Below are 21,490 nucleotides of genomic sequence, written 5' to 3'. Positions count from 1 at the left end.
GATTTCATTTTATCATTTTAGCGCATCATGTTGTTGATTTGACCTCACCTGCTGGTACGGATTGTAAATTATACCCATATGCCGGGCCACTATAAATGCATGTAAAGTAAAAGGATGTAAGCCCATGCTCATGAAAGGTGCTACGCCTACCCTCATCAAGGCATCTGAAGTGTGCCCCACACAACTGTTGGTTATTCCCGAGTAAAGAAGCGAAGAACCCAGGGCATCTTTGCCACTGGCTATATTCGCCGAGATTTTAGAGAGTATCTCCTTATTTACATTGTAAACGGGTACTGTCCAGCCGGCTTTAGTTCCATAATAATTCGGCCAGAGTTTTCCTCCTTTCGAAGTAAAGAGCTCCGAAAACTGCTGGGAAATTGGAAGCCCTTTATGAAAAAAAGGTGTCTGCGGGCCAACGGAAATGTTTATCCCGCCCTTGCTGCTGACAATCGCAGAATGCCCTATCAGATCGACATTACCGGAAGCTGTTGCCTTGGCATCAAATTCGGTTACCAACTTAACATTCATTCCGCCTTTATACAACGAAACCACGTCAGTAGCATTCGCGGAGAGCCCGGCAAGCAAGGAAAGATTATCCATTGTTGAATTGCCTGGCTTAAAGGGATAACTAACCGATTTATTCGCCCAGTTAATGGAAATGCCACCCAGGCTGGTCACCGTATCCACTTTCCCCGAACTCGCATAAGAAAGCGCCCCGGAAGTAACTGTCGAGGTAAAAGCCATTGAGGCAGTTTGAGCCATAAACTTTGATGAAGCGGCAATCGCTCCTCCTGCATGCCCGGTTGCAGCACCAAAAATCCCACCCGCCAGTGTCAACTTGGCTAATTCCATGCCCGTATAGCCTTTCTCCGAGGCAATCTTATAGCTCATATAGGCCGTAGTACCACCTCCTATCACCGCCGGCACAAAAATCCATTTCCCCTCAAAATCAGCATGTGTAACCGGGTTGTTCTTCACAAAAGCATACAGATTCATTCCGTCAACGGTTCCTGCGGGATCGGGGTTCAGCCATCTGCCCAGCCAGGAAACATAATACCTGGCCCCATAATAATAAAGCCCGGTACTGTCATCACATTCTTTTCCAGAATAACGGTATTCCTTCGCACTCACTTCAGCCTGGTTTTCTCCCGCGATAATTGCCGTTCCCCCATATGGAAAATATTCTTCGTAGCTGATCATCTTCGCCAGAATATCCAGCTCCATAGAAATCGAGCCCAAACGGTCGCTCAGCTGGTACCTGTATTGCGTATGACCTTCATTTTCGGAGTGCTGGCTGTCCTTGGTAACGGTTTCAACAATCAGGACAGTAACATCCCCGTTATTTATCTTGATGGACTGCCTGTAGAAATAAGATGCAGATGGATCATCTGTCTTGTATTTGCGTTTTATCTCGTAATTCCCAAAGTATGTTTTCTCTTCAATAAAGGAAACATTCCCACCATATGCCATACGCTGAGACACCTTCCTGGTGCGCTGCTCCTGGCTATCATAAAGATAATAATCGCAGTCGTCGGGTTCGTCCGGCCGTTCAATTACAGCGGCTTTCACCAAATTTTCACAACAATTGAATGACAGGCTCACCGCATTATTTATTTGGAGGGACCGCATGTTTCCAGACTCGTCATAGTCCTGATTAATCAGGCGGTTACAGTTTTTTTCAACTTCCGTATTTCTCGTCCAGCTGGCAGAAGCGGCTATATGCTGTTTCCGGATAAGATTACCAGAATTATCGTAGGTATAAATCTCCTGGTAGTTCTCCAGCTTATCAGCATCATTTAAAGAGGGTAGCTGACTGAATTTAGACTGCATAAAATCCCCCTCTGCGAGGTTGTTCCGAAAGGTATTTTCAGTAATACCTTCGTGCTGCCTCCCATTCGCCCTGATCAGACGGTACAGGGCATCGTAAAGATAGTCGGTCATTGGATCAACTTTTTGGTTGTTGTTAAAAACCATTTCAGTCGTATAATCCCAAACTCTGGTTACATTCCCCGCCGGATCACAGGTATAGTTTAAGTGCTGTACCACCTCCTGTTTTCCGTCTGTGGCAATTCGCGTGCTTTTGATATTGGTCAGGTAAAATAAATGTTCATCGTAATCGTAAACCGTGCGAATGCCATTCCCGTAATGAACAATCGTTTTCTGACCATTTGCATTGTATACCATATCTGTGATAACCGGTTGCTGCGCTTCCCCTGCTTTTTGCAAGAGTATAGCCTGCAGCTGTCCGGTCGGGTTATAGGTATTGGTGATCAAAGAACCATCAGGAACGGTCTCCACCATCAGCTGTTTCACCGAGTTGTAGGTTGATTTGATGACATATATCTCGGCCTCCAGGTCAGGTTTAGAACCTGGGTTCCAGTTGACCGGTTGATCATAGACCCTGGTCATTTGCCTGGACACCTCAAGTATTTCCTTTTGCAGACTATAAGAGGCATTTTTTACAATTCCGGAAAGATCATTCAGCTGGTAAAGCTCACCGATGAGGTTATTGTCTTGCAGTGCCTTTTGGGTCCATCCCTCTGAAACCAGGTCATCACCGTAAGTAAAAACTTCCACGGTATTGAAAACCTCTGCATTTTCCGAAGGCTTTTTAATGCTCAGTGATTTTTTTCGCTGTAACCTGTCATAAGTAATCAACTGACAATAGTTCCGTGCACTCCAGGAAATTAACTGCGCGCCAAAAATGTTGCCAAAATGCATCTGAATGCCCCCATCTGCGCCGTTAATGTAAACCGGTTTGTGTGCCGCATTTTCATCATCATCTTCCAGCGAGTTCATGGAATAGATGTACCGGAAATTGTAATAATCTGTCCCTTCATTTAGATTAGCGGCAAACAGTCTGGGGTCTATTGCCAGGATATTTCGTCCTTGTATATCAGTTTGATAAAAAGAAACCAGTTCTTCACCTGTACTTTGAATCTGGATATCGCGAAAGATCGCCCCATGATTATCGCTGATTTTAACATTTGGTGTGTTAAAAAAAACAGCAGCCTTATCAAGTGCATCTTTTTCATCTTTCTGCTGCTGCGTCGGATTTTCTGGATAATTGTTAAAAAAGTTGATATAATATTGCGAATCCTTTACGGTATCGTCTTCATCATAGTGTCTTTCCTCCCAAGCCGTAAATTTCACCTTACTGAAAAAACCCTTGGAGTTGTCTGTGCGGATCACTCTGTTTAAAGGGTCATAATGCATGACCGTTGGCGGAAGTACATCAAGTTCACCAATCGCTACATAATATGGAATATCCGTAAAATAAGGAAGGTATTTTTCCAGCGGTTCCGCTTTGTTGTTATATACGATCCTGCTGTCGGCCAGCCATCCTTCAGGAGTTCCTGCTTTCAACTTTTTCTCTGCAACTCTTCCCAGACCATCGGTATAGCTGATCTGGATTTGACAGTAAGGACCGGTCTGCGGGCGCTCAGAATGATAATAATTATTCCGGAGGAGATTCACCGAACTAGCCGGCTGCTGTTTATCCTTCCAGGCATTCATATCATAGTAAAAATAACTGGTAGCACCTTGCAAGTATTTTTCCGGCTCAGCCAGTATCTTATCGAATGATGCATGCTCCAGCCACTTATATTCTGAAGGTGTTGCCCCATCCGGATAAAGTGTCATTCCACCTGTTAACACCCCTTCCTGCATACCATACAACGTAGTAACAACCACCTGTCCCAGAGGATCGAACAGGGCCTGACTGATGTTATTGTTAATATCCTTTAATTCCCACGGGGCGCCTACGCTGTAATCAATTTTTACCTGGTTTACAAAAGTGACCCCTCCGTTGCCCAACTGTATCGTTTCTACAGCATTCAGGTAATATTCGTCATACTGCAGCGAAGTTTCCGAGCACAGTGAACTGTCCTGAGGGGTGGCCTTACCCTGTGTATCGGCTGCAAAAGTATTTTCAAATTTATAGGACAGGTAAAAGTTCGTTTCCTCTTCTGGTTCCAGTCCATAGTAATACTGGACCAGCCCTTTATTCCACCAGTATCCTGAATTCTCATCAAAAAAATACCCGCCGGAGGCAAATACGAACTCATCTGTAAGCTTGCCTGCGTACACAGCTTTTAAAAATGCAGGCGTAAATTCAGCGACTTCAGCATGGTGTTTAAGCGCATGCAAACCCGTCTGTCCTCCTGGCAAAAAAGATTTCGACTGCTGCTGTCCTTCATCCCAGAAATAACTCCTGTTCCATTTCAGCGTGCGGGCCTGCAAACCTGTCCCAAAGGGCTCACCATAAGCAATGGTGTGTTTAAGAGCAGTTTCTGCCTCCTCATAGATGGTAGCAAAGGAAAAATACATGTTGTTGTTCAGGTCAAGTCCATTCAACTCCAGGCTTTGCTGGTCCCAGGGCAGTTTAAACCAGTTGACCTGATTGCCATTTACAACCGGCACAGGTGTTACGAATGCATTGAGGCTAAGTATCCCGCTTAAGCAACGCTGCTCTGGATATATCACAACTCCCTCAGCTGTTTGCGCACGGCGGGGCAAAAACACCTTGCAGCTTTGCAGAGTATTTCCAAAAGCATCAGACTGCAGCGTAAATTGTTGCTCTATTTTGGGATCGTTTGGATTCCGCTCATATTGGTAGGAGATACTTTCCCGGCCCTGGACCATAAACACAGCATATTTCCTGTCACCCTTTTTCTGAAAAAGTTTCACCAGGGCGTTAGACTCTTCTACAGTATAAGGATTCACCGATTCGGGTGTACCGTCCAGCGCATATACCTCTGTTCTGATAACCTGCGACTTCAATGAAGAGTAGGCCTGCTGTACTGTTTCTACATCACAGGCATAAATTGCCGGATCAATAACCGGGTCAGGAAAATCATAAGCCTTGCTGTCTCCCTTGTAATAACCCTGTTTGTATTGTTTTGAGACAATACCATAGTCAAAATAGGCTCCCGTCAGGCTCCAGGTACGTGTATAAACCGGCGGGACGTAGCAGGTGCGGTCAATTACTTCCAGTCCGTTTATACGCGAATTGTTTTCGTAATCCTGATAATTTTCGGTGTCCCAGGACTCGACATAGCCAAACCCATTAAAAGTCTTCGCAGCAAAATCATAATACCCTTCATGATATTTATAAACCTTGGTATATCTGCTTCCGGAAATACGATCGAGCGTTACTGTCTTTTCTACTACCTGTACAGGAAAGGGAAGCCTGGTGGCCCATTGATCTCCAGCCTTCTTGTCCTCCAGGTAAAATTTAACAGCACTTGAATAAAAGACTTGCGTAACAGTTCCAAGATTATTGTTTATTTCCTTGAGCAAATAAGGCTTCATACTTTTGACCAATTGTCCATCGAGCATGATTTCACCGGCAAATTCGTAGTAATAGTGCACAGGAACGGGGCCCATCTTTGTAAAAACCAGGCAAGACGTCCCATTCCCTAATACATCTGCAAAATAAATAGAATCAATATCCGTAAACAGTTCTGGAAGATGTACAGTTATAGGGTCACAAAAGCAATTCCCACTTTGATTGAGAAACAGTTCCACCCGGTCCGAATAGGTGTAAGCAATATCTATGGTTCCCGAACCATCAACGTCAGCAAACAACAAAGCGGAAGTATCAAACCCCGCATTAAATTGAGGTGCATTGCCAAAAGTGATCTTCTTTCCGAACCTTCCGTATCCAAGATTTGGCCAGCACTCCAGATTTCCGTTAGTGATTTTCACCCGGTGAGACAATCCGTCTCCAAATAAATCGGCATATCCCACATAGGTTTGCCTGTCGCCAGCGATAACCGTTGGGAAGGATTCTTGTATAGGGACCCTTCGCGGATTGGCATATCCCCTTTCTCCCAGAGATTTATACAGCAACAGATCTTTGGTTTCTTTGAGTACCAGATCATGCTTCCCGTCACTGTTCAATCCTACGATTTCCGTAAGCTCAGAAATGCCTTCAGGAAAACGTTCGAACGGCTGATAATTTTTCCAGGCACCAGCAGGAGTTTTTTTATAGAACCCCGCCTGCTGACGATTACGGACCACAAGCGACAGTTCTCCGTTACCATCAAGGTCCGAAAGTGAGGTTGATCCCCCATACAAGTCACGGTTTATAGGAAACAGCCCTGGAGATTGCGGCGCAGCATACCTCCCATCGCCCAGAGGTTCAAAATACAGAAGCGAGACATCATCGTGGTAAAGTATGCCAGGAATGCCTTCTGTATAAAGATCAACAGACTGGTAAATACCGGCATTCAACTTCCCCGGTATCCCCTGCCCCTCTACCGTCAGGGTTTTAAATTCAGGTATCCGTGGGGGATTGAATTCGGAAAAACCGAACTCGAGCTCCGGAATGTGCTGTTCCTGGTAAACTGCTTCAGCCTCTTTTCCCGCCCGGCTATAGCCCTTTTGTATCACCTTGTTCAGTATCGAAATGCCAGGTAAAGCGCTCCCGTAACTACCGGTGTTGTTATATTCAAAAGAAAGCGAGTTCACCAATAGCGCAGCGCCCAGTTCCTTCTCAAAATGGTGAAATATCAGTATATTCTGGCAAAGCCGGCAAGTCCGTATTTCAAAGCCACTCCTAAAGGAAGAAAATGGATCTGGTCTGCAGTCCCATTCTTTTACAGGCAGGTAAGGATTTTTATTCCCCAGTGCTAAACCAGAAATATCGTATTGTCCGTAATCGAAGATGATCTCAAAGCCAAATCGAACAACTTTTGCCGCATCCAGATAATTACCGTACTCAATCGATGCGATATATTTATTATTAAAAAAATGATTTTTATCCCATATTTCGTTTCCTACATTTTCTTCATTCTCAGATTTATAATAATAGTTTATGATATTTCCTTTAGCATCAAGGGATGTTTCCATCAACCACTCGGATATTCTGGACGGGTCGTCAGGATCCGAGATTCTGGCAGCTGCACTCTTTCCAAATACTTTGAGCTCGTTCTCCGCGGAAATGAGTTCCCAGTAACTTTCACTTTTGTCTGTTTTGACCAGTTGTTTGATCAGCGCAAAATTTCCCTCCACAAGGGGCAGGTATTCATACACAGTAAAAGAGCCTGAAATATAAGGAGCAATGTCTTTCCTCACCAGCTTTTCAGGACCAACAAGATAATTATCTTCGCCTTGGTATGCAGGAATTCCCGTATCCGTCCTAACACTTATTTTCAGTAAGGAAAGCTCAAAACCCAATCCAAAAATTCCATTGCCCGCGCCAGAGCTGTAATTCACCGCCAATTCGGGTTCATACCCACGGGCGGAGGAAACCGGCAAAGGAATGCTGTAATTTCCGGCTCCTGAAAACATATTGGATTTAAAAGTATCGCCGACTCCCTTGATGGCCCCTCCGCCTTTTGGTAGAGAAAGTCCCGGAACCTCGACCGGTTTTATTTCTGCAACTGTATTTTGACTCATGCGCTTTAATTAAATATATTGATGCTGATCATCCAATAGTTTTCACTCAAACCACCTGTGTAACAGGCAATAAGTAAATCTATAGATAAGGGCTTGGACATCCTAAATTCAGGTGTATACCATTCATACACAAGCCATCAGCCAAAGCATGCACAAATCGTAGACATGAAGTATTCTTTGATTTAGGATTCGATAGTCTTTAGGTAACAACACAAATCCTGATCTTTTGAAAGTGACATCTTTCGTTTTAATCGATACTTATGTGTACGAACACTTTCCTGATTAATTCCTAAAAGATTTTTGATATCGTCATTGGACATGTTCATTTTCAAATAACAACAATACTTTAAATCGATTGAGGTAAGGGTTGGATATTTTCTTTGCAGGATTAATAAAAAGTTAGGGTTTGTATGCTCGAAATACAACTTAAAATCGTCCCATATTTTATGATCGTTTGTTGTAATTTTTATTGAACTGACAATTGAACTCAATTCGTTTCTCGTCTTATCATCTACATCTGGATAAAGCGCCGTAATCCGGTTCTTTATTCTTAGTAATGTATCTACCTTTTGATTCAACTCTAAGGTATACCGACTTAAATCTCTTTGATGATACGATGTTTGCTCTTGCTGGATCACCGTCGAGGCAAGTGACCGACTCAACATGGCCGATACTTGTTCTTCTCTCTGAAGAAAAATGGAGTTGATCCTGGGGCTCAGAAAGTCTTTATTTCCTAAACATTCAAAAGGATAGGTAAATACAATCTGGTTGGCCGACCAATACAATGACAGATGTTCCTGATCTTTAGTTAAACACAAGAACGGTATAGCCATTGCTTTTTCCGATCCATACAACCGATTTAGTACAAGTTGATTATTATCGAAAGAAAGAATAACCAAATCTGGATTTTGTGATTTTATACTGGAAACAAGATCTGAAACTCTTGTGGCAGAAATTATAAAATGCTCGTAACATGGATTTCTCCTCAAATTATTAAAAATAACAGCAAGGTTCTGATCGTCATTGCAGCCAACAATTATGATCTTTTCCCTTTTCCCCGGAAAAAAAACAGCTTCTGGATTTCGTCCTCTATCGAATTGAATATTATTCATAGAATTGACACAAAAGACTGAATTAGAAACCTGCTATTATCACAATAGCCATCACAATAACTATTGTGATGAATGAGCATTAAAAAATTTATTTTCATGTAGAGTGTTAATAATTAAAGTTTAAATTAATAAATAAAAATAATTAACCCATTTTTTTTCCACATAGCATAATAACGTATAAAGCATCAGACTTAACATCCGAAAAACTGAGCAATTTCTTTATCAACTTAAACTTCAATCTATTTTTTTATTACCACAACAACTACAGGTTGTATTTTAAAATAAATCTAGCAATCCATTAATCAAGAAGAAATAGCGATAATTTTTCCAAATAAAAAATTTCATAAAATCTGTAAATAAATATTTTGAAGTAAATTTCAAATAAAAATACCCCAAAATACCTTTAGATATTTTTGCCATGATATTCTTATTTATTAGTAAAAGATTTAGTTTTAAAACGGCCTTTATAGCGTTTCTATAGCCAGATTACTGCGGCAATGTGCCCTTATGGACATTTCCTTAAGGATAAATAGCCATTTCATCGAATACAATACGAATCTAACCCCTATCCAATACCTAGCTGGTAGCCATCTGCTGTAGGCCGGAAAAAAGCCAGGAATTCCTTTTTTATACGTTCCGATAATTTAAATTTTAAAGCGTAAAACAAACCCCATAAACCAAATGTAAATACCTAAAAAACAAGAACCTACCACCCAATAAGCCCTGAATGGTTTTGAATAGAATTGAAAAGAAATTGAATGGTTTTGATTAGTCTGGCATGGGAACCCAAGCCCACACCTACTCGGCTCTGCACCCAAGAAAAAATTACCTGGCTTGCCATTTTGCACTTCTATCAGAAACTTTTCACCCTTGTCTCCGGTACAAAGCAAATCAAATATTGCAGAACCTTCTTCTTTGTTGTTGCCGTAGTGTTCATTAATAGAAGTTTTTCCTAATGGTGGTTACACCACACAATAATATTATACAAATATTGAAAGGATTTGGATTTGATTAATATTTTTGTTCATCCATATAAACAAACATATTAATCAAACTGCTATGGCTGAAATACTGATCTTACTTGTTCTTCTATTGCCCCAAACCATCGCAGGTATTTTTGCAAGAACTCAGGGACGAAGTTTTTGGTTCTGGTTTTTTATTTCATTCCTTATACCAGTAATTTCTCTGATTGTACTTTTATTTTTGGAGGATAAGAGTGATGGTGATACTTCATTCGGGGTTTCAGAAGATGTAAAAGAAAGAAAAAGGGCTGCTTTAAATCATAATAAAGATAGATGAAAAGAGGAATGTATTAATAACTCTTATTTATTATTCAAGTCGTTTTACAACATTATCAAGCTTATCAACCACAAGATTAAAAACTATTTTGTTGTCAGGAAATAGAGTTTGTAAATTATTTCTTAATTGTATAAAGGGGGCTAATGTAGCTGAACTACTTGTTACAGATTTATCACACGAAATTGAGAGTTCAAAGTTGTTATTCACTTTTTTAGCATAAACATATTTTGTTACGGCATCGTCAAAAAAAGTTGTCTTAATTAATCCGTCAGCAATTTTATTTACCTCGCTTTCTGAAATATTATTTTTGTCAAAGGCTATTTCGTGCTTCATTATTCCATAAGTATGGGTGTTTGTCCCAACGGTCGAAGTTGTGTCTGACAATAAAGCAAAACCAAAAATCAATACAAATGTTATTACAAGACCGATTAGTCCGATACCAACTGTCCGCCACCAGCTGAAAAATTCCCCACCTGAATTTATATAAATTTCAATATTTTGCCCTTGAAAGTGTTTAAGTAAATAGGAGGCAATACCAGTATAAATTAACGGAATAATTTGATTTGGAATTTTTACATTGTCTGGGATTAAAAATATCCCTCCGAAAAGTATTATTGTTGCAATAACTGTGTAAATCCAAGTTTTTTTTGCTTTATCATATTCGCCAAAAACTTTAAAGTTTTCGGCAATGAAATAACCGGCAACTAGAGGTCCACCTAAAAATGTCCCAAGCCAAATTGCTCTGTCTTTGTAAATTTTTTCGGTTGGTTTCTGAATGTCAATTGTTTGTTCCATTATGTTCTTTTTGGTTAGTTTGTGATATTTTACGGCTTGGGGTGGTCAATCCTGGGGGACAAGAATGCTGACCACTATCTATATACTTTTTGATAACGATTCCGTTTATATCCACCAAAATCTGAGGTAAGTACCAGTCCAATCATATTTACAAATATAAGAAATGGAGATGTTTGTGTATGAGTTTGTGAATAACCACCTGTATATTTCGCACCATAGCCAACCCCATACCAAAAATTTGATATGTCAGATTATGAATATCATCTACAGATTAACTTCCAACAATCGATCCTCCTCCAACTATTGTGGCGCCATCTCCAGACAACTTAAATTTGCCTGTATGGTATCTAAACGTATCTATATCTAAACCTTGTCGTTCATTCTCTTTCAACATACGTATTCAATTAATTCATTTTAAACATAATTTGCAATTCGCACACAACTACTAATTTCATTTGCTTCAGTTTATTTCACTATTGAGTGAAATGAATACAATAGAAAAAGCCTTCAATCTTTGAAAATATAAATTTTCCGGTCTCTTTTTATCAACTTCACGACCATTTCGCCCTCCTTCTTCTGCAAAGAATCTCTTTTTTCTATAAGATGCTCAAAATTCCAGCCGCCACTTAAATAATACTCATCTCCCTGAATTACAACACTAGGAATGCCTTTTACATCATAGTTTACGCTTTCGACTATACCGTTAAATTTGTAAGACAAATTCTCTTTATTATTTTTTTTCAGCATAAAGAAGTTCCATCCAATAAAGAAGGCGAAACCTATCCCTAAAATAATAATTTGTGCTTTATTTTTCATTTTATTTCTGTATTTGTCATCCCCAAAAAATCCTAATATTTAGTACCCATTATTACATTATTAAAAACATCGCAATAAGCCTCAACTTGGACCACAACTGTCAGCGCCCTAGGGCCAAATATTGCGATTTTTCTCAACAAAAAAGAGCCTAAAACAACACACAATACTGATTTACAGATAAATAATTTTTACAACATCAATCTAATGGCTACCTAGGGTCACCAAATGTTGATGACTGTTGGCTTCTTCTCCTAATAGTCTATAAACTTCTTTTACAATTATCATACACTTTTACAATTAACCATTTAACTTTGGAAAAAAGCTCGTTATGAAATATATTCTGCTCTTAATCATTTTACTGCCTTTCTCATCGTATGCTCAAAGAACAAAATCCCAAGAATTGAACTATTACGGTACCTCTATATATTTAAAAGATGCCAAGCTCTTTTTTAGGAAAATGTATAAATCAAAGTTGAACGAAGATCAGCTTGGCAAAGAACTAAACCGGTTTCTGAGTTCCGTAAAGAATTTCAAGATTATAGATACTTTGTCTGATGGGAGGTTGACGGGTGAATTATCTGACCACTATGTAAAAGTGAAAGAAGGAGCTAAACTGGAAGGTATTACCAGCACACTCAAAGCTCCAATGCATGCGTACGTATCTGTTGAGGTGAAAAATAAGAGTTATATGGTAATAGTTAGCGGTATCAGTTTTAAAATTAGAGATCAATACGCGCCGGTCGAAATACCAATGGCCATATATAAACGAAATGAGATCAGAGATATCCCAACGGTAAAAGAAACTGCTCTTTATTTGGACAGTGATTTAATGTCAATATTTGATATTAACTCCACTGAATCAAGCAAATAACAGGAGTGTAACTTGATCTGTTTTGGGTTTAGCTCCGCACGTTTATTTTTTAAATGTCAAAAACAACTAGGGTTGCTGTACAATACCTGAAGAATCTGAACATCAGCCAGGTTAAAAAACATACAACCTATGAATAAATTCAACTCTTATTTATTTTTTTGCTGTCGAGTTTTCCTAGTATGAAGATCCAGTGTTCATTCTGTGGTTCTAAGGAGAGTGCCTTTTCAAAACAGTTTTTTGCATTTTGCAGCTCCCCAGTTCGTCTGTAGGCCTCGCCAAGGCTTTCAAGTGCCAACAGACTGTTTGGATACTCTTTGAGGTTGAGTTGGTATATTTTTATGGCTTCTTTTATTTTTTTGTTCGTCCTAAGTTCGTTTCCCAGGTAGTTTAATTGGTTTTCATTAAAAGTGAGCCCGCTATCTTTTTTTACTTTGAGCTTTCCATACAAGCTAAGTGTGGCATCTATGCCTTTGTTTTTGTAGGTTGACCTCAAAGTATCCAAAAGTGACCAGCTGTATTGGTATGGATTGATTTTACGGCCTGGCTCCAGGATGTATCTACCGATATCAGTCACCGTGTTGTTGGAATTGGAGAGTACCACCACGCCGATTTTGTTCTTTTTATCTATTCCGATAAAAGTTGTGTATCCTGGCATTCCTCCGTCTTTGAACAGAACATTTCCTGTGCTATCTACAAGTGTCCAGCCCATTGTGGTATAGGTATTATCTCCATCCTTTTTAGCCTGCAGTTTATGAGTTAGTTCCATTGCGGGAAGAAGGTCCGTTTGTTTAAGGGCCAGGTTTGCTGCTGCGAATTCAAGCAAGTCATCAACGCTTGAACACAGTGCGCCTCCTGGTGCAATCGCGCCAAGTTCTGTAAGCCCTACTGGGGTTCCTGTTTCTGCGTGGCCAATGGCCAGGTTAGCCTTTTGTTTTTTTGATAGGGTTATAAGGGTATTATTTAGATGCAAGGGGATAGTGATTTCGTCTCGGATCAACGTTTCAAAGTCTTTTTCTTCGATGACTGAGAGCATATTTCCCAGTATCCCGTAGCCCACGTTTGAATACCGCCACCTGCTATCGATTTCATAGGGTGGTTTAAAAGTTGATAGGTACTGATAAAGTTCTTTTACAGTGTAATCCTGATAGGTCTGATCTAGATTCTTCGGGTCAACATTGTATGGGAAGCGTGGCATACCGGATCTATGGGTGGAAAGGCTAAGTAAAGAAATCTCCTTACCGTTTTTGGAAGGGCTTTTTACATCTGCAGGCAAATATTTGGAAATGGGATCATTCAGGTTGAGCTCGTGCCTTAAACTCAACTTGGACAGTACCAATGAGGTGAACACCTTTGTGATGGAGCCTATTTCATAAATCGTATTGCCATCAGGGAGTGATGGATCTGCATCGCTTTTAATGCCTTCTGCAAAGACCTGTTTACCTCCCATGTTCACAATTCCTACTGTGATGCTTTTGCTTCTTTTTCCAGCTACCTCGTTTTGGATGACCTTTTTTATACTATCTATGGGCACCTGCGCTTTTATGGCGTTGATGTTAACCAGGAAAGATACAATCGGTAATATAAAAAGAGTCAGGGCTTTTGGCTTGGTTATCATGAAGATGTCGGTTGAGTACATATCGTTAATAAGACTAAGACTCCATTTATTTGTTGCATTATGGCAAATATATATTTGTTTTTTGCTATTAACCCTTCATTATTAGCCCTGTTTTTAAGCCAAGTTTTCAAACGGGACATAGTCAGCTCAATTATGAGGCACAATATGATTATTTAAGGAGGAACGGTTCTTCGCCAATTTCGATAATTTAAAACTGGAATTAGACAACAACGCTGCTCCTACAACTTATACCCAGGCTTTCCATGGCTTATCCTTTCGATATTTTTAAGTCTGCTAATGTTATCTTTTGTTAAATAAAATCTTATTTGATGTTTGAAATGATACATTTATTCCAAATTTATTTATGGAATTTTAAACTAAATTGAGTCCTGATATTAAAGATATGGAAACAACATTTAATAAAAAACCGGCCTTATCGCTCTCCACAAAAAAAAAGGAAATCATTTTCGATGTGATTACCTTTATATTTATAATGCTTTTTGTATATACCGCGTCGAATAAGTTGATGACACATGAAAGCTTTATGAAGGTATTAGGGAGATCGCCATTGCTTGGTCCGTTTCATGTGCTCCTATCCTATCTGATTCCGGCAGTAGAGACCATTTTAAGTGGTTTGCTCTTGGTGAATAGGACCAAAAGACTTGGGCTTATTCTTTCACTTGCATTGATGCTTGTGTTTACGGTATATTTGATCTATATGATCAATTCAGGAGCGACATTGCCTTGCATGTGCGGGGGTGTGATCAGCTTGCTGAGCTGGAAGCAGCATATTTTCTTCAATCTTGGATTTATTGTACTTGCCATTGCCGGGCTTCGGTTACACAAGTAAATAGGACATTTCGTGAGAGATACAGGGAAATGTTGCGCCCTGTTTAAAGAAATGCAGCAAGTTTTAACCAACATTTTTTATACCCCTTATTATGAAAAGATTATTATTTGGTCTTTTTGCAGCTGGCGTTGCATTAAGCATGAGTGCTTTTACCACTTTTACGCCTAAAAAGAAATTTACGATTGTTTATTATGTGCTTGTTGATGGTTCAACTTATCAAAGAGTGAATTTCATTCCAGTTCAGGATAACTGTGAAGGTACTGCTGAAAATAAGTGTTATTTGGGTTATAGCTCCAATCAGGGCAATTCTTTTTCGGTTGATGCTATTCCTGCAGCACCTTCGGTTCAATCGTCATATAAAGGTTTGTATGTGCAATAATTAAATACAGGGGGTGTATCACGTGCTTCTAGCGAGTGCGGGGTCCTGAAATAAATTCAGTACAGGCTGGAGAGGATACACCCTCTTTTAAATTAGCGGGGATTTTGTGCTATTCCGCTTAAAGCAATCTCATCATTGGGGATGGGAAACACATAACGGGGATCATTGGGTGGTAAAGTATAGGTTGAACCATTCAATGTACGCGATAGAGTAATATTGGCGCCTTCTTTATTCAATCTTTTGAGGTCATGCCACCGCAATCCTCTCCAGACCAATTCTTTTCTTCTTTCCAATAGTACTTTGGTTAAAGCATCGGCAGGTGAAGAGGCCGTTACAGCACGATAGGTTTTACTTTTATCAAAACGAAGTATCAGTAGCTGGTTCAACTTGTCCATTGCGGATTGTGTTTCGTTTCTTCTGGCCAGGCATTCGGCTTTGATCAGGTACAACTCATCGGTTGCCAACCCCGTAAAAGGATATAGACCATTTCCATTATAGCCCCTTTTTTTGTAAAAACTAACATCTACGCTTTGACCATAAAAGATTCTTAGTCTAAGGTCATCTGCTGCATAAAGACTGATCAAAAGAGGTGATACTCTATTTAAAGCTCTAGAATGGCTTCCGGTGAGATAGGAATAAACAGGTGCTTGCCCATAGTTGCAGATCAATTCATCATTGGTTTTGGAAAATGGGGAGTCAGAAGATTGACTAACGGTATTGTAGTCTATAAGTTTGCTGTATAGCGTTAATGCTTGATCTGCATATTGCTCCGCAGCGGTATAATTTCTCATGTCCAGGGAGATTCTGGCCAATAACGCATAAGCTGCTATTTTTGAGGGTCTATTTAAATTAGTGGAAGGCCGTTCTGCAGGCAATAAATTTATGCTTTCGTTTAGGTCTGCAAAGATCTGATCGAAGCTTTGCCTTAATGTCGCTCTTGGCTTCACATAATCAACCGCAGAGGATAACCTTAGAGGAATACCAAGATCAGTGCCAGCTGAAGCCGCATCATAAGCTTTGCAAAAAGTTCGGGTCAAGTTATAAAAAGCAAAAGCTCTGGAAAATAATGCCCATCCTTTTAAAAACTGGGCTTTTGTAGAGGATACACTATCTGATTTCACCAGGCCTTCCAGTACAATATTCGTGTAGAAAACAGTTTGGTATGGATAATTCCAATCTGAGATTCCCGTATCACCTCCGTATACATCTTTGTTCCATATATAAGCGTTTCTTTCGGTAGCTGTAGCAGCCTGGTAAGTTGGATAGCTGACGATCTGATCATCCGCAGAAGCCTGCGCCAGACCACCAGTCGAATTCATCACTGTTGTATTGTCCAGCAAAAGCTGGAAATCTGTTAAAGTTGTCGGTTCAGTAATGTCGCTACTTGGTTTTTTATTCAGAAAATCTGACTTTTTACAAGCAATGCAAATGGAGAGCAGTACCGCTATACAAATCAAATTTTTAAGTTTTCTCATCATTAAATAATTTAAATTCATTTATTATAAGCCTGCTCTGAGTCCAAATGCGATTGTTCTTACTTCTGGAATACGTTTGGGATAATCCGGATTTAAGTGATAGTGATTGGCCCGCCAAAGTATCCCAACATTATCTATATAGGTAAAGACATTTAAATATTTAAATGGCAACCTGGACTTTTGAAGAAAGGTATAATCTAAACGAATATCTTTTAAACAGATGTTATCTGCTTTTTCAACAAGGATATCTGAATATCGATAAAAATCCTCTCTTTTATCCGCAGATGGATAAACCAGAGCAGGAACTGTAGTGTGGTTTTCATCACCAGGTTTCTGCCAGCGAGCTTCATAGTCACCATAAGAATAGTCCGTACCTGCTATTCCTGTGCTCGTGAATGAATTTCTTCGGAAATAATAACCTAATCTATAAGAGATGTTAAAGGAAAGGCCAACTCCTTTGTAATTAAATGTATTCATTAGGTTACCAAAACTGGTTGGTGTTGCGGAACCATTGTATACCAGTTCTTTTCGGTTGGTAGAACCAAACATATCTGCATAGTTTGTAGTCGGCACGCCGTTCAAATAACCCTGAGGGTCACCATTCTTATTTAAACCTGCATATTTAAAGCTAAACACAGAATAAAAAGGGAATCCTTCAAGCGGATTCTTATAATTTTCAGAAATCACATTAAAGTTTGATCCGTTAGAGACCTTATAAGAAGTTACCTTACTGGTTACATGATTATACAATAAAGTGGTATTCCATTGTACGGCCCCCATTAGGTTTCTGCTACTGATTTGAAAATCCATTCCTTTAGTTAGGGTATTGGCTGAATTCCCAATATACATAGATATCCCGGTTTGTGGAGCAACACTCGTATTTCCAATCAGGTCCATGCCATTTTTCTGCCATATGTCTACACTTCCGCTAATCCGGCCATTTTTAGTCATGAAGTCGAGGCCAAAATTTGTGTTTTTAACCTTTTCCCAACGAAGAGAAGGATTTGGAGGGTTGACCACAATTGCGTAGGGAGCATTGTAAGGATTTGTATTCATAGAGCCAGCCTGGGTGGTTAAATATGCCGACAAGTTGTTGTCTACATTGCCGGTATAACCATAAGTGGCCCTTAATTTCAAATAAGGCAGCCAGTCTATGGCATAGAAGCGCTCCTTGTTCAATACCCAGGATAATCCTGCGCTCCAAAGTGGAACGCCTTTTTGATTGGTACTCACGCCAAATAAATTGGATTCGTCCTGTCTTGCGCTCAAGGAAACTATATACTTGTCAGCATAGGTATATGCACCATTAAAATAATAAGAAAAGAAACGATTATCTGTTCCATATGAACTATAATTAGAGGGTATTTTTCCAACTGGGCCATAGAAAAGCGGATAGTCCTCTGTAAAATTCAAACTGGAATTCAGATTCGCACCAGTTTGCGAGTTATAGCCATAAAATATATTTTGGCTGTCGCTCGTACTCAATTCCCTAATCTCCACCCCTGCAATAGCATTCAGTGCATGTTTTCCAAAATGCACTTCTTCATCAATCTGAAGCCTCCCACTCTTAGATTTGCTATCCGTAAGCTGACCATCATAAATATCTCCAAGAGGTATAGGGCGGATTAGCTTTCCAGTTACCGGATCAATTTGGCTATAAGTATTGATCAGGTTTCGGGTGTAGTAAGACGCTTGTTCATATAGTGTACTTCGATCAGATTTTCCTTTTTCATAGTTGTACACCGCTGAAAGTTTTAAACCCGCAACCACCTTGTAGCTTAAGGCCAGGTTAATTCTATAATTGTCTACATTAGTTTTGATCGTGTTATACCTGTTTTGCAATTCTTCCAGAGGTTTATACAGCCAATTGAGTAATTTTCCATTCCCTGCCGTTTGAGTATAAGGCAAACTCAAAATATATGCGACAGCAACAGGATCACCATTACTATCGGCCAATTGGTCATAAGGATAGGATACAAACGGGGATGGAATAGTTTTGTTTTTACTACCAGTATACCTTAGGTTAGAAGAAAGCTCTAATTTGTCTTTGAAAAAGTAAAAACTATTGCTGGCGTTTAAGGTCATTCGGTTATAGCTATTTCCTACTGTACTGCTCAGGTTATGGTCATATCCGGCCGAAAGTGCATATTTCTGGTGTTTACCTCCCCCACTCACACTGGCTTGGTATTGCTGGGCGATACTCGTCTGGTAAAAATATTTAGAAAGTTGATTCCTGACATAGTTGTTTCGTAAAGCATTCAATTTCGCTTCATAATCCGGAGCAGAAGGGTTTCGGAAGAGTTCTACAGCTGGAGGAAGCGCCCTATAACCGCTCCCAATGTCAACATTATATGCTCCTTGTTTGTATAAATATTGCTGCGCATCTATCACTTCTGAAGTACTGGGTTGAGGATTGTAATATAGATTTGGCTTTTGACCAAAGGTTACATTGGCATTGAAGCCAATCTTCGGTGCGGTGTTTAAGCTTCCTTTCTTTGTCGTGATCACAATCACCCCATTTCCAGAACGTGTACCCCAGGCAGAAGCTGCCGCTGCATCCTTTAAGATCGTAATGGTTTCTATGTCATTCGGGTTGATGTTGTTCAGATCTCCATCATAAGGAAAGTTATCCAGAACAATCAATGGATCGGCATTGCCAAATAAGGTGGAACGCCCATGAATCTCTATAGCGCTCTGTCCAACCTGCCGGGTTACCGGCGAAGTAAAGATCAAACCGCTGGTTACCCCATCCAGGCGATCAAGTATGCCTGTAGAAACGGAACGGTCCAATAGATCTTTGTCTATCCGAACAAAAGAACCAGTGGCTCTTTCTTTGGGCAAAGTCTGGTAACCTGTAGATACAATCTGAACTTCTTCCAGGTTTCCACTGATCATCATCAGTTTTAAGGTACCTACATCTGTTTGCGCACGGATTTCTCTGGATTGATAACCAAGATAGGAAACAACCAACGCAGCATCAGGTCGTACTCCTTCTAAAGTAAACCTGCCCAGACTGTCTGTATGGACATACTTGTTCTTATTTTTAACTTTTATGGTAGCTGCCCAAAGTGGTTTGTTATTTTCATCCCGCACTACGCCGCTGACATTAATTTCCCGGAACGGGCTCATGATCCTATCCAGAAAAGAAACTTCCTTTTGGGTAACAACTATGGTTTTATCGGTAATGGTGAAGCTGAGTGAAGGATTGGTCAGGGCTTTGCTCATGACCTCATTTAAAGAGGCGTCGTGGAAGTTTACGCTTATACTTTTTTCTGCGTTGAGCTTTTCTTCGTTCCAGATCACATTAAACCCGGTTTGTTTTTTAATCTCTTTGAAAAGCTGTGCAAGGGTTACTTCTTTTTTAACATAGGTTATTTTCTGGGCAAAAGCAGATACACCGGTTAACAATAACAAAGTAAAAATAATAGAAGTAAGTATGCGCATGTATCAACAAAATAGGAAAAGACCTATTTTTCAATAAGCCCATTTTTTGTTGCAAATTACATAATTTTGATGATTCTGGTAAACAGGAATAAAGATTTTATTGTACAAAAACTTTTCTTCCCTCCATTTTGAATTTAACATCGCCGGTCAACTCCAGCATGTGCAGTACTTGGGAAATGTCTTTGTACTTAGAAATGGTACCACCAAATAACTGACTTCCCGTTTGTTGGTTCTGATATATAACATCTACGTCATACCATCTCGACAATTGTTTCATGATCTGCTCCAATGGTTGATTTCTAAAAGAAAACTCCCCATTTTTCCAGGCAATGACACCATCCGGATCAACAGACCTTACTTTGATCAGGGAGCCTGAGTTGACAGCCTGTTGTCCGGGTTTAAGTGCAACCATATTAACCAACACGCTTCCTTCTGCTAAAGTTGTTTGCGTACTGGTATCATCTGGATAACTACTAATATTGAAATGCGTACCCAGTACTTTTACCACCTGGGTTTTGCTTTGCACCAAAAAGGGATGCATTTTATCTTTTGCTACCTCGAAGTAGGCCTCGCCCTTCAACTCAATTCTACGTTCTTTACGTCCGGCGAAAGAAACGGGGTAGGTTAAAGTTGAAGCAGCGTTGAGCCATACTTTCGTGCCGTCTGGCAACGAGAGCTTATATTGTCCACCACGGGGTGTAATCATGGTGTTTACATTTTTTGTTTCTGATTCCTGGTTCCGGGCCCCGTTGGTGTACGGGGCCGGGTCAGGTCGAGAGGTGTAGATAATTTCTCCGCCTTCGGACTTGATTACTTTCATGGTAGATTGTAGGGCCAGCACACCATTCTTCGCTTCATTTAAACTAATTTTATCGCCATTGCTTAAAATAAGCATGGCTTTATCAGTTCCGGGAAGAATGTTGTTGGCAAACCTATTGTCCGAAGGTTCTTTAGTGAAAAAATATATACAAATGCCAAGTATAGTGACCACTGATGCTGCTGCAAGTACAATGCGCAAAGGCAGCCTTGTGGTTTTAACTGTAGTTGTTGGTTGAGTTTGGAGAAGAATAGATGACCACATTTCATCGTGGGTATCTCTAAGAAGCGTTTCTGACAGACCAGAAGACTGATCTTCGTGAAGATGATGCAGCCAATAGCGCACTTGCTGATTTTCCTGCGGGGAGTCTGTCCCTGCCTGAAATCTTTCTAATACATCTTTTGACTGTTGTTCGTTCATCTTTTTCTAATTATCTATATCAAGATAATCACAACAAAGACACTTCAAAAAATGTAATCGGGTACAAGAAAGTGAAAAAAATTTCAAATATTTTATTTAACACTGATAATCAGATAATTAAATTATTCATTAACCAGGGTGTGGTTGGCAAATTCGGTTGCCCAACAACTTTAAAAACCTGGTGGGACAAGAA

13 protein-coding genes are annotated in these 21,490 nt (G+C 40.0%); 4 read left to right on the top strand and 9 right to left on the bottom strand.

Features of this window, described 5'->3' with window-relative positions; genetic code table 11:
• Positions 1-12 precede the first annotated feature (12 nt).
• From R2S08_RS21010 to R2S08_RS21000, 3 genes are all read right to left on the bottom strand, one after another.
• Positions 13-7,404, bottom strand: coding sequence for a SpvB/TcaC N-terminal domain-containing protein (locus R2S08_RS21010; protein ID WP_316836981.1), 7,392 nt, complete (start codon positions 7,402-7,404; stop codon positions 13-15).
• Between the two features lie 182 nt (positions 7,405-7,586).
• Positions 7,587-8,516 carry a hypothetical protein gene (locus tag R2S08_RS21005; RefSeq protein ID WP_316836980.1) on the bottom strand — a complete coding sequence of 310 codons (930 nt, stop codon included), beginning with the start codon at positions 8,514-8,516 and terminating at the stop codon, positions 7,587-7,589.
• Between the two features lie 644 nt (positions 8,517-9,160).
• A complete protein-coding gene (locus R2S08_RS21000; protein ID WP_316837056.1) occupies positions 9,161-9,457 on the bottom strand; it encodes a PD-(D/E)XK nuclease family transposase in 297 nt (98 codons plus the stop codon).
• A gap of 118 nt (positions 9,458-9,575) precedes the next feature.
• Here R2S08_RS21000 and R2S08_RS20995 point away from each other — a divergent pair, with 118 nt between their 5' ends.
• The gene (locus R2S08_RS20995) at positions 9,576-9,815 is read left to right on the top strand and encodes a hypothetical protein (protein WP_316836979.1); all 240 of its coding nucleotides are present in this window, start codon (positions 9,576-9,578) and stop codon (positions 9,813-9,815) included.
• Between the two features lie 30 nt (positions 9,816-9,845).
• On the opposite strand, the gene R2S08_RS20990 is transcribed toward R2S08_RS20995, so the two are convergent.
• Together R2S08_RS20990 and R2S08_RS20985 are read right to left on the bottom strand one after the other, a co-directional pair.
• Positions 9,846-10,610, bottom strand: a complete 765-nt coding sequence (locus R2S08_RS20990; RefSeq protein ID WP_316836978.1) for a hypothetical protein — start codon at positions 10,608-10,610, stop codon at positions 9,846-9,848.
• Between the two features lie 507 nt (positions 10,611-11,117).
• The gene (locus R2S08_RS20985; protein WP_316836977.1) at positions 11,118-11,426 is read right to left on the bottom strand and encodes a hypothetical protein; all 309 of its coding nucleotides are present in this window, start codon (positions 11,424-11,426) and stop codon (positions 11,118-11,120) included.
• 328 nt (positions 11,427-11,754) lie between these two features.
• On the opposite strand from R2S08_RS20985, the gene R2S08_RS20980 reads away from it, so the two are divergent.
• A complete protein-coding gene (locus tag R2S08_RS20980; protein ID WP_316836976.1) occupies positions 11,755-12,297 on the top strand; it encodes a hypothetical protein in 543 nt (180 codons plus the stop codon).
• Between the two features lie 139 nt (positions 12,298-12,436).
• Here R2S08_RS20980 and R2S08_RS20975 read toward each other — a convergent pair whose 3' ends face one another.
• The gene (locus R2S08_RS20975) at positions 12,437-13,912 is read right to left on the bottom strand and encodes a serine hydrolase (RefSeq protein WP_316836975.1); all 1,476 of its coding nucleotides are present in this window, start codon (positions 13,910-13,912) and stop codon (positions 12,437-12,439) included.
• Between the two features lie 403 nt (positions 13,913-14,315).
• Between R2S08_RS20975 and R2S08_RS20970 the strand changes: the two genes are divergently transcribed.
• Both R2S08_RS20970 and R2S08_RS20965 read left to right on the top strand, forming a co-directional pair.
• Positions 14,316-14,762: a MauE/DoxX family redox-associated membrane protein gene (locus R2S08_RS20970; RefSeq protein WP_316836974.1), complete on the top strand. Its 447-nt coding sequence runs from the start codon at positions 14,316-14,318 to the stop codon at positions 14,760-14,762.
• Between the two features lie 91 nt (positions 14,763-14,853).
• On the top strand, positions 14,854-15,141 hold the full coding sequence (locus tag R2S08_RS20965; RefSeq protein ID WP_316836973.1) for a hypothetical protein: 288 nt from the start codon (positions 14,854-14,856) through the stop codon (positions 15,139-15,141).
• A gap of 92 nt (positions 15,142-15,233) precedes the next feature.
• Here the strand turns inward: R2S08_RS20965 and R2S08_RS20960 are convergent, their stop codons facing one another.
• From R2S08_RS20960 to R2S08_RS20950, 3 genes are all read right to left on the bottom strand, one after another.
• Positions 15,234-16,619, bottom strand: a complete 1,386-nt coding sequence (locus R2S08_RS20960; RefSeq protein WP_316836972.1) for a RagB/SusD family nutrient uptake outer membrane protein — start codon at positions 16,617-16,619, stop codon at positions 15,234-15,236.
• Positions 16,620-16,640: 21 nt separating this feature from the next.
• Positions 16,641-20,060, bottom strand: coding sequence for a SusC/RagA family TonB-linked outer membrane protein (locus tag R2S08_RS20955; RefSeq protein ID WP_316836971.1), 3,420 nt, complete (start codon positions 20,058-20,060; stop codon positions 16,641-16,643).
• Between the two features lie 97 nt (positions 20,061-20,157).
• Positions 20,158-21,297 carry a FecR family protein gene (locus R2S08_RS20950; protein WP_316836970.1) on the bottom strand — a complete coding sequence of 380 codons (1,140 nt, stop codon included), beginning with the start codon at positions 21,295-21,297 and terminating at the stop codon, positions 20,158-20,160.
• Positions 21,298-21,490 lie beyond the last annotated feature (193 nt).

Source organism: Pedobacter nutrimenti, from assembly GCF_032678445.1.
Taxonomy (GTDB): domain Bacteria; phylum Bacteroidota; class Bacteroidia; order Sphingobacteriales; family Sphingobacteriaceae; genus Pedobacter; species Pedobacter nutrimenti_A.
This window is presented reverse-complemented; position numbering and strand designations above follow the sequence as displayed.

Bases quoted from the DNA above. Each gene is read 5' to 3' on its own strand.
- R2S08_RS21010 (WP_316836981.1), bottom strand. From the start codon at position 7,404: ATGAGTCAAAATACAGTTGCAGAAATAAAACCGGTCGAGGTTCCGGGA.
- R2S08_RS21005 (WP_316836980.1), bottom strand. From the start codon at position 8,516: ATGAATAATATTCAATTCGATAGAGGACGAAATCCAGAAGCTGTTTTT.
- R2S08_RS20995 (WP_316836979.1), top strand. From the start codon at position 9,576: ATGGCTGAAATACTGATCTTACTTGTTCTTCTATTGCCCCAAACCATC.
- R2S08_RS20990 (WP_316836978.1), bottom strand. From the start codon at position 10,610: ATGGAACAAACAATTGACATTCAGAAACCAACCGAAAAAATTTACAAA.
- R2S08_RS20985 (WP_316836977.1), bottom strand. From the start codon at position 11,426: ATGAAAAATAAAGCACAAATTATTATTTTAGGGATAGGTTTCGCCTTC.
- R2S08_RS20980 (WP_316836976.1), top strand. From the start codon at position 11,755: ATGAAATATATTCTGCTCTTAATCATTTTACTGCCTTTCTCATCGTAT.
- R2S08_RS20975 (WP_316836975.1), bottom strand. From the start codon at position 13,912: ATGATAACCAAGCCAAAAGCCCTGACTCTTTTTATATTACCGATTGTA.
- R2S08_RS20970 (WP_316836974.1), top strand. From the start codon at position 14,316: ATGGAAACAACATTTAATAAAAAACCGGCCTTATCGCTCTCCACAAAA.
- R2S08_RS20965 (WP_316836973.1), top strand. From the start codon at position 14,854: ATGAAAAGATTATTATTTGGTCTTTTTGCAGCTGGCGTTGCATTAAGC.
- R2S08_RS20960 (WP_316836972.1), bottom strand. From the start codon at position 16,619: ATGATGAGAAAACTTAAAAATTTGATTTGTATAGCGGTACTGCTCTCC.
- R2S08_RS20955 (WP_316836971.1), bottom strand. From the start codon at position 20,060: ATGCGCATACTTACTTCTATTATTTTTACTTTGTTATTGTTAACCGGT.
- R2S08_RS20950 (WP_316836970.1), bottom strand. From the start codon at position 21,297: ATGAACGAACAACAGTCAAAAGATGTATTAGAAAGATTTCAGGCAGGG.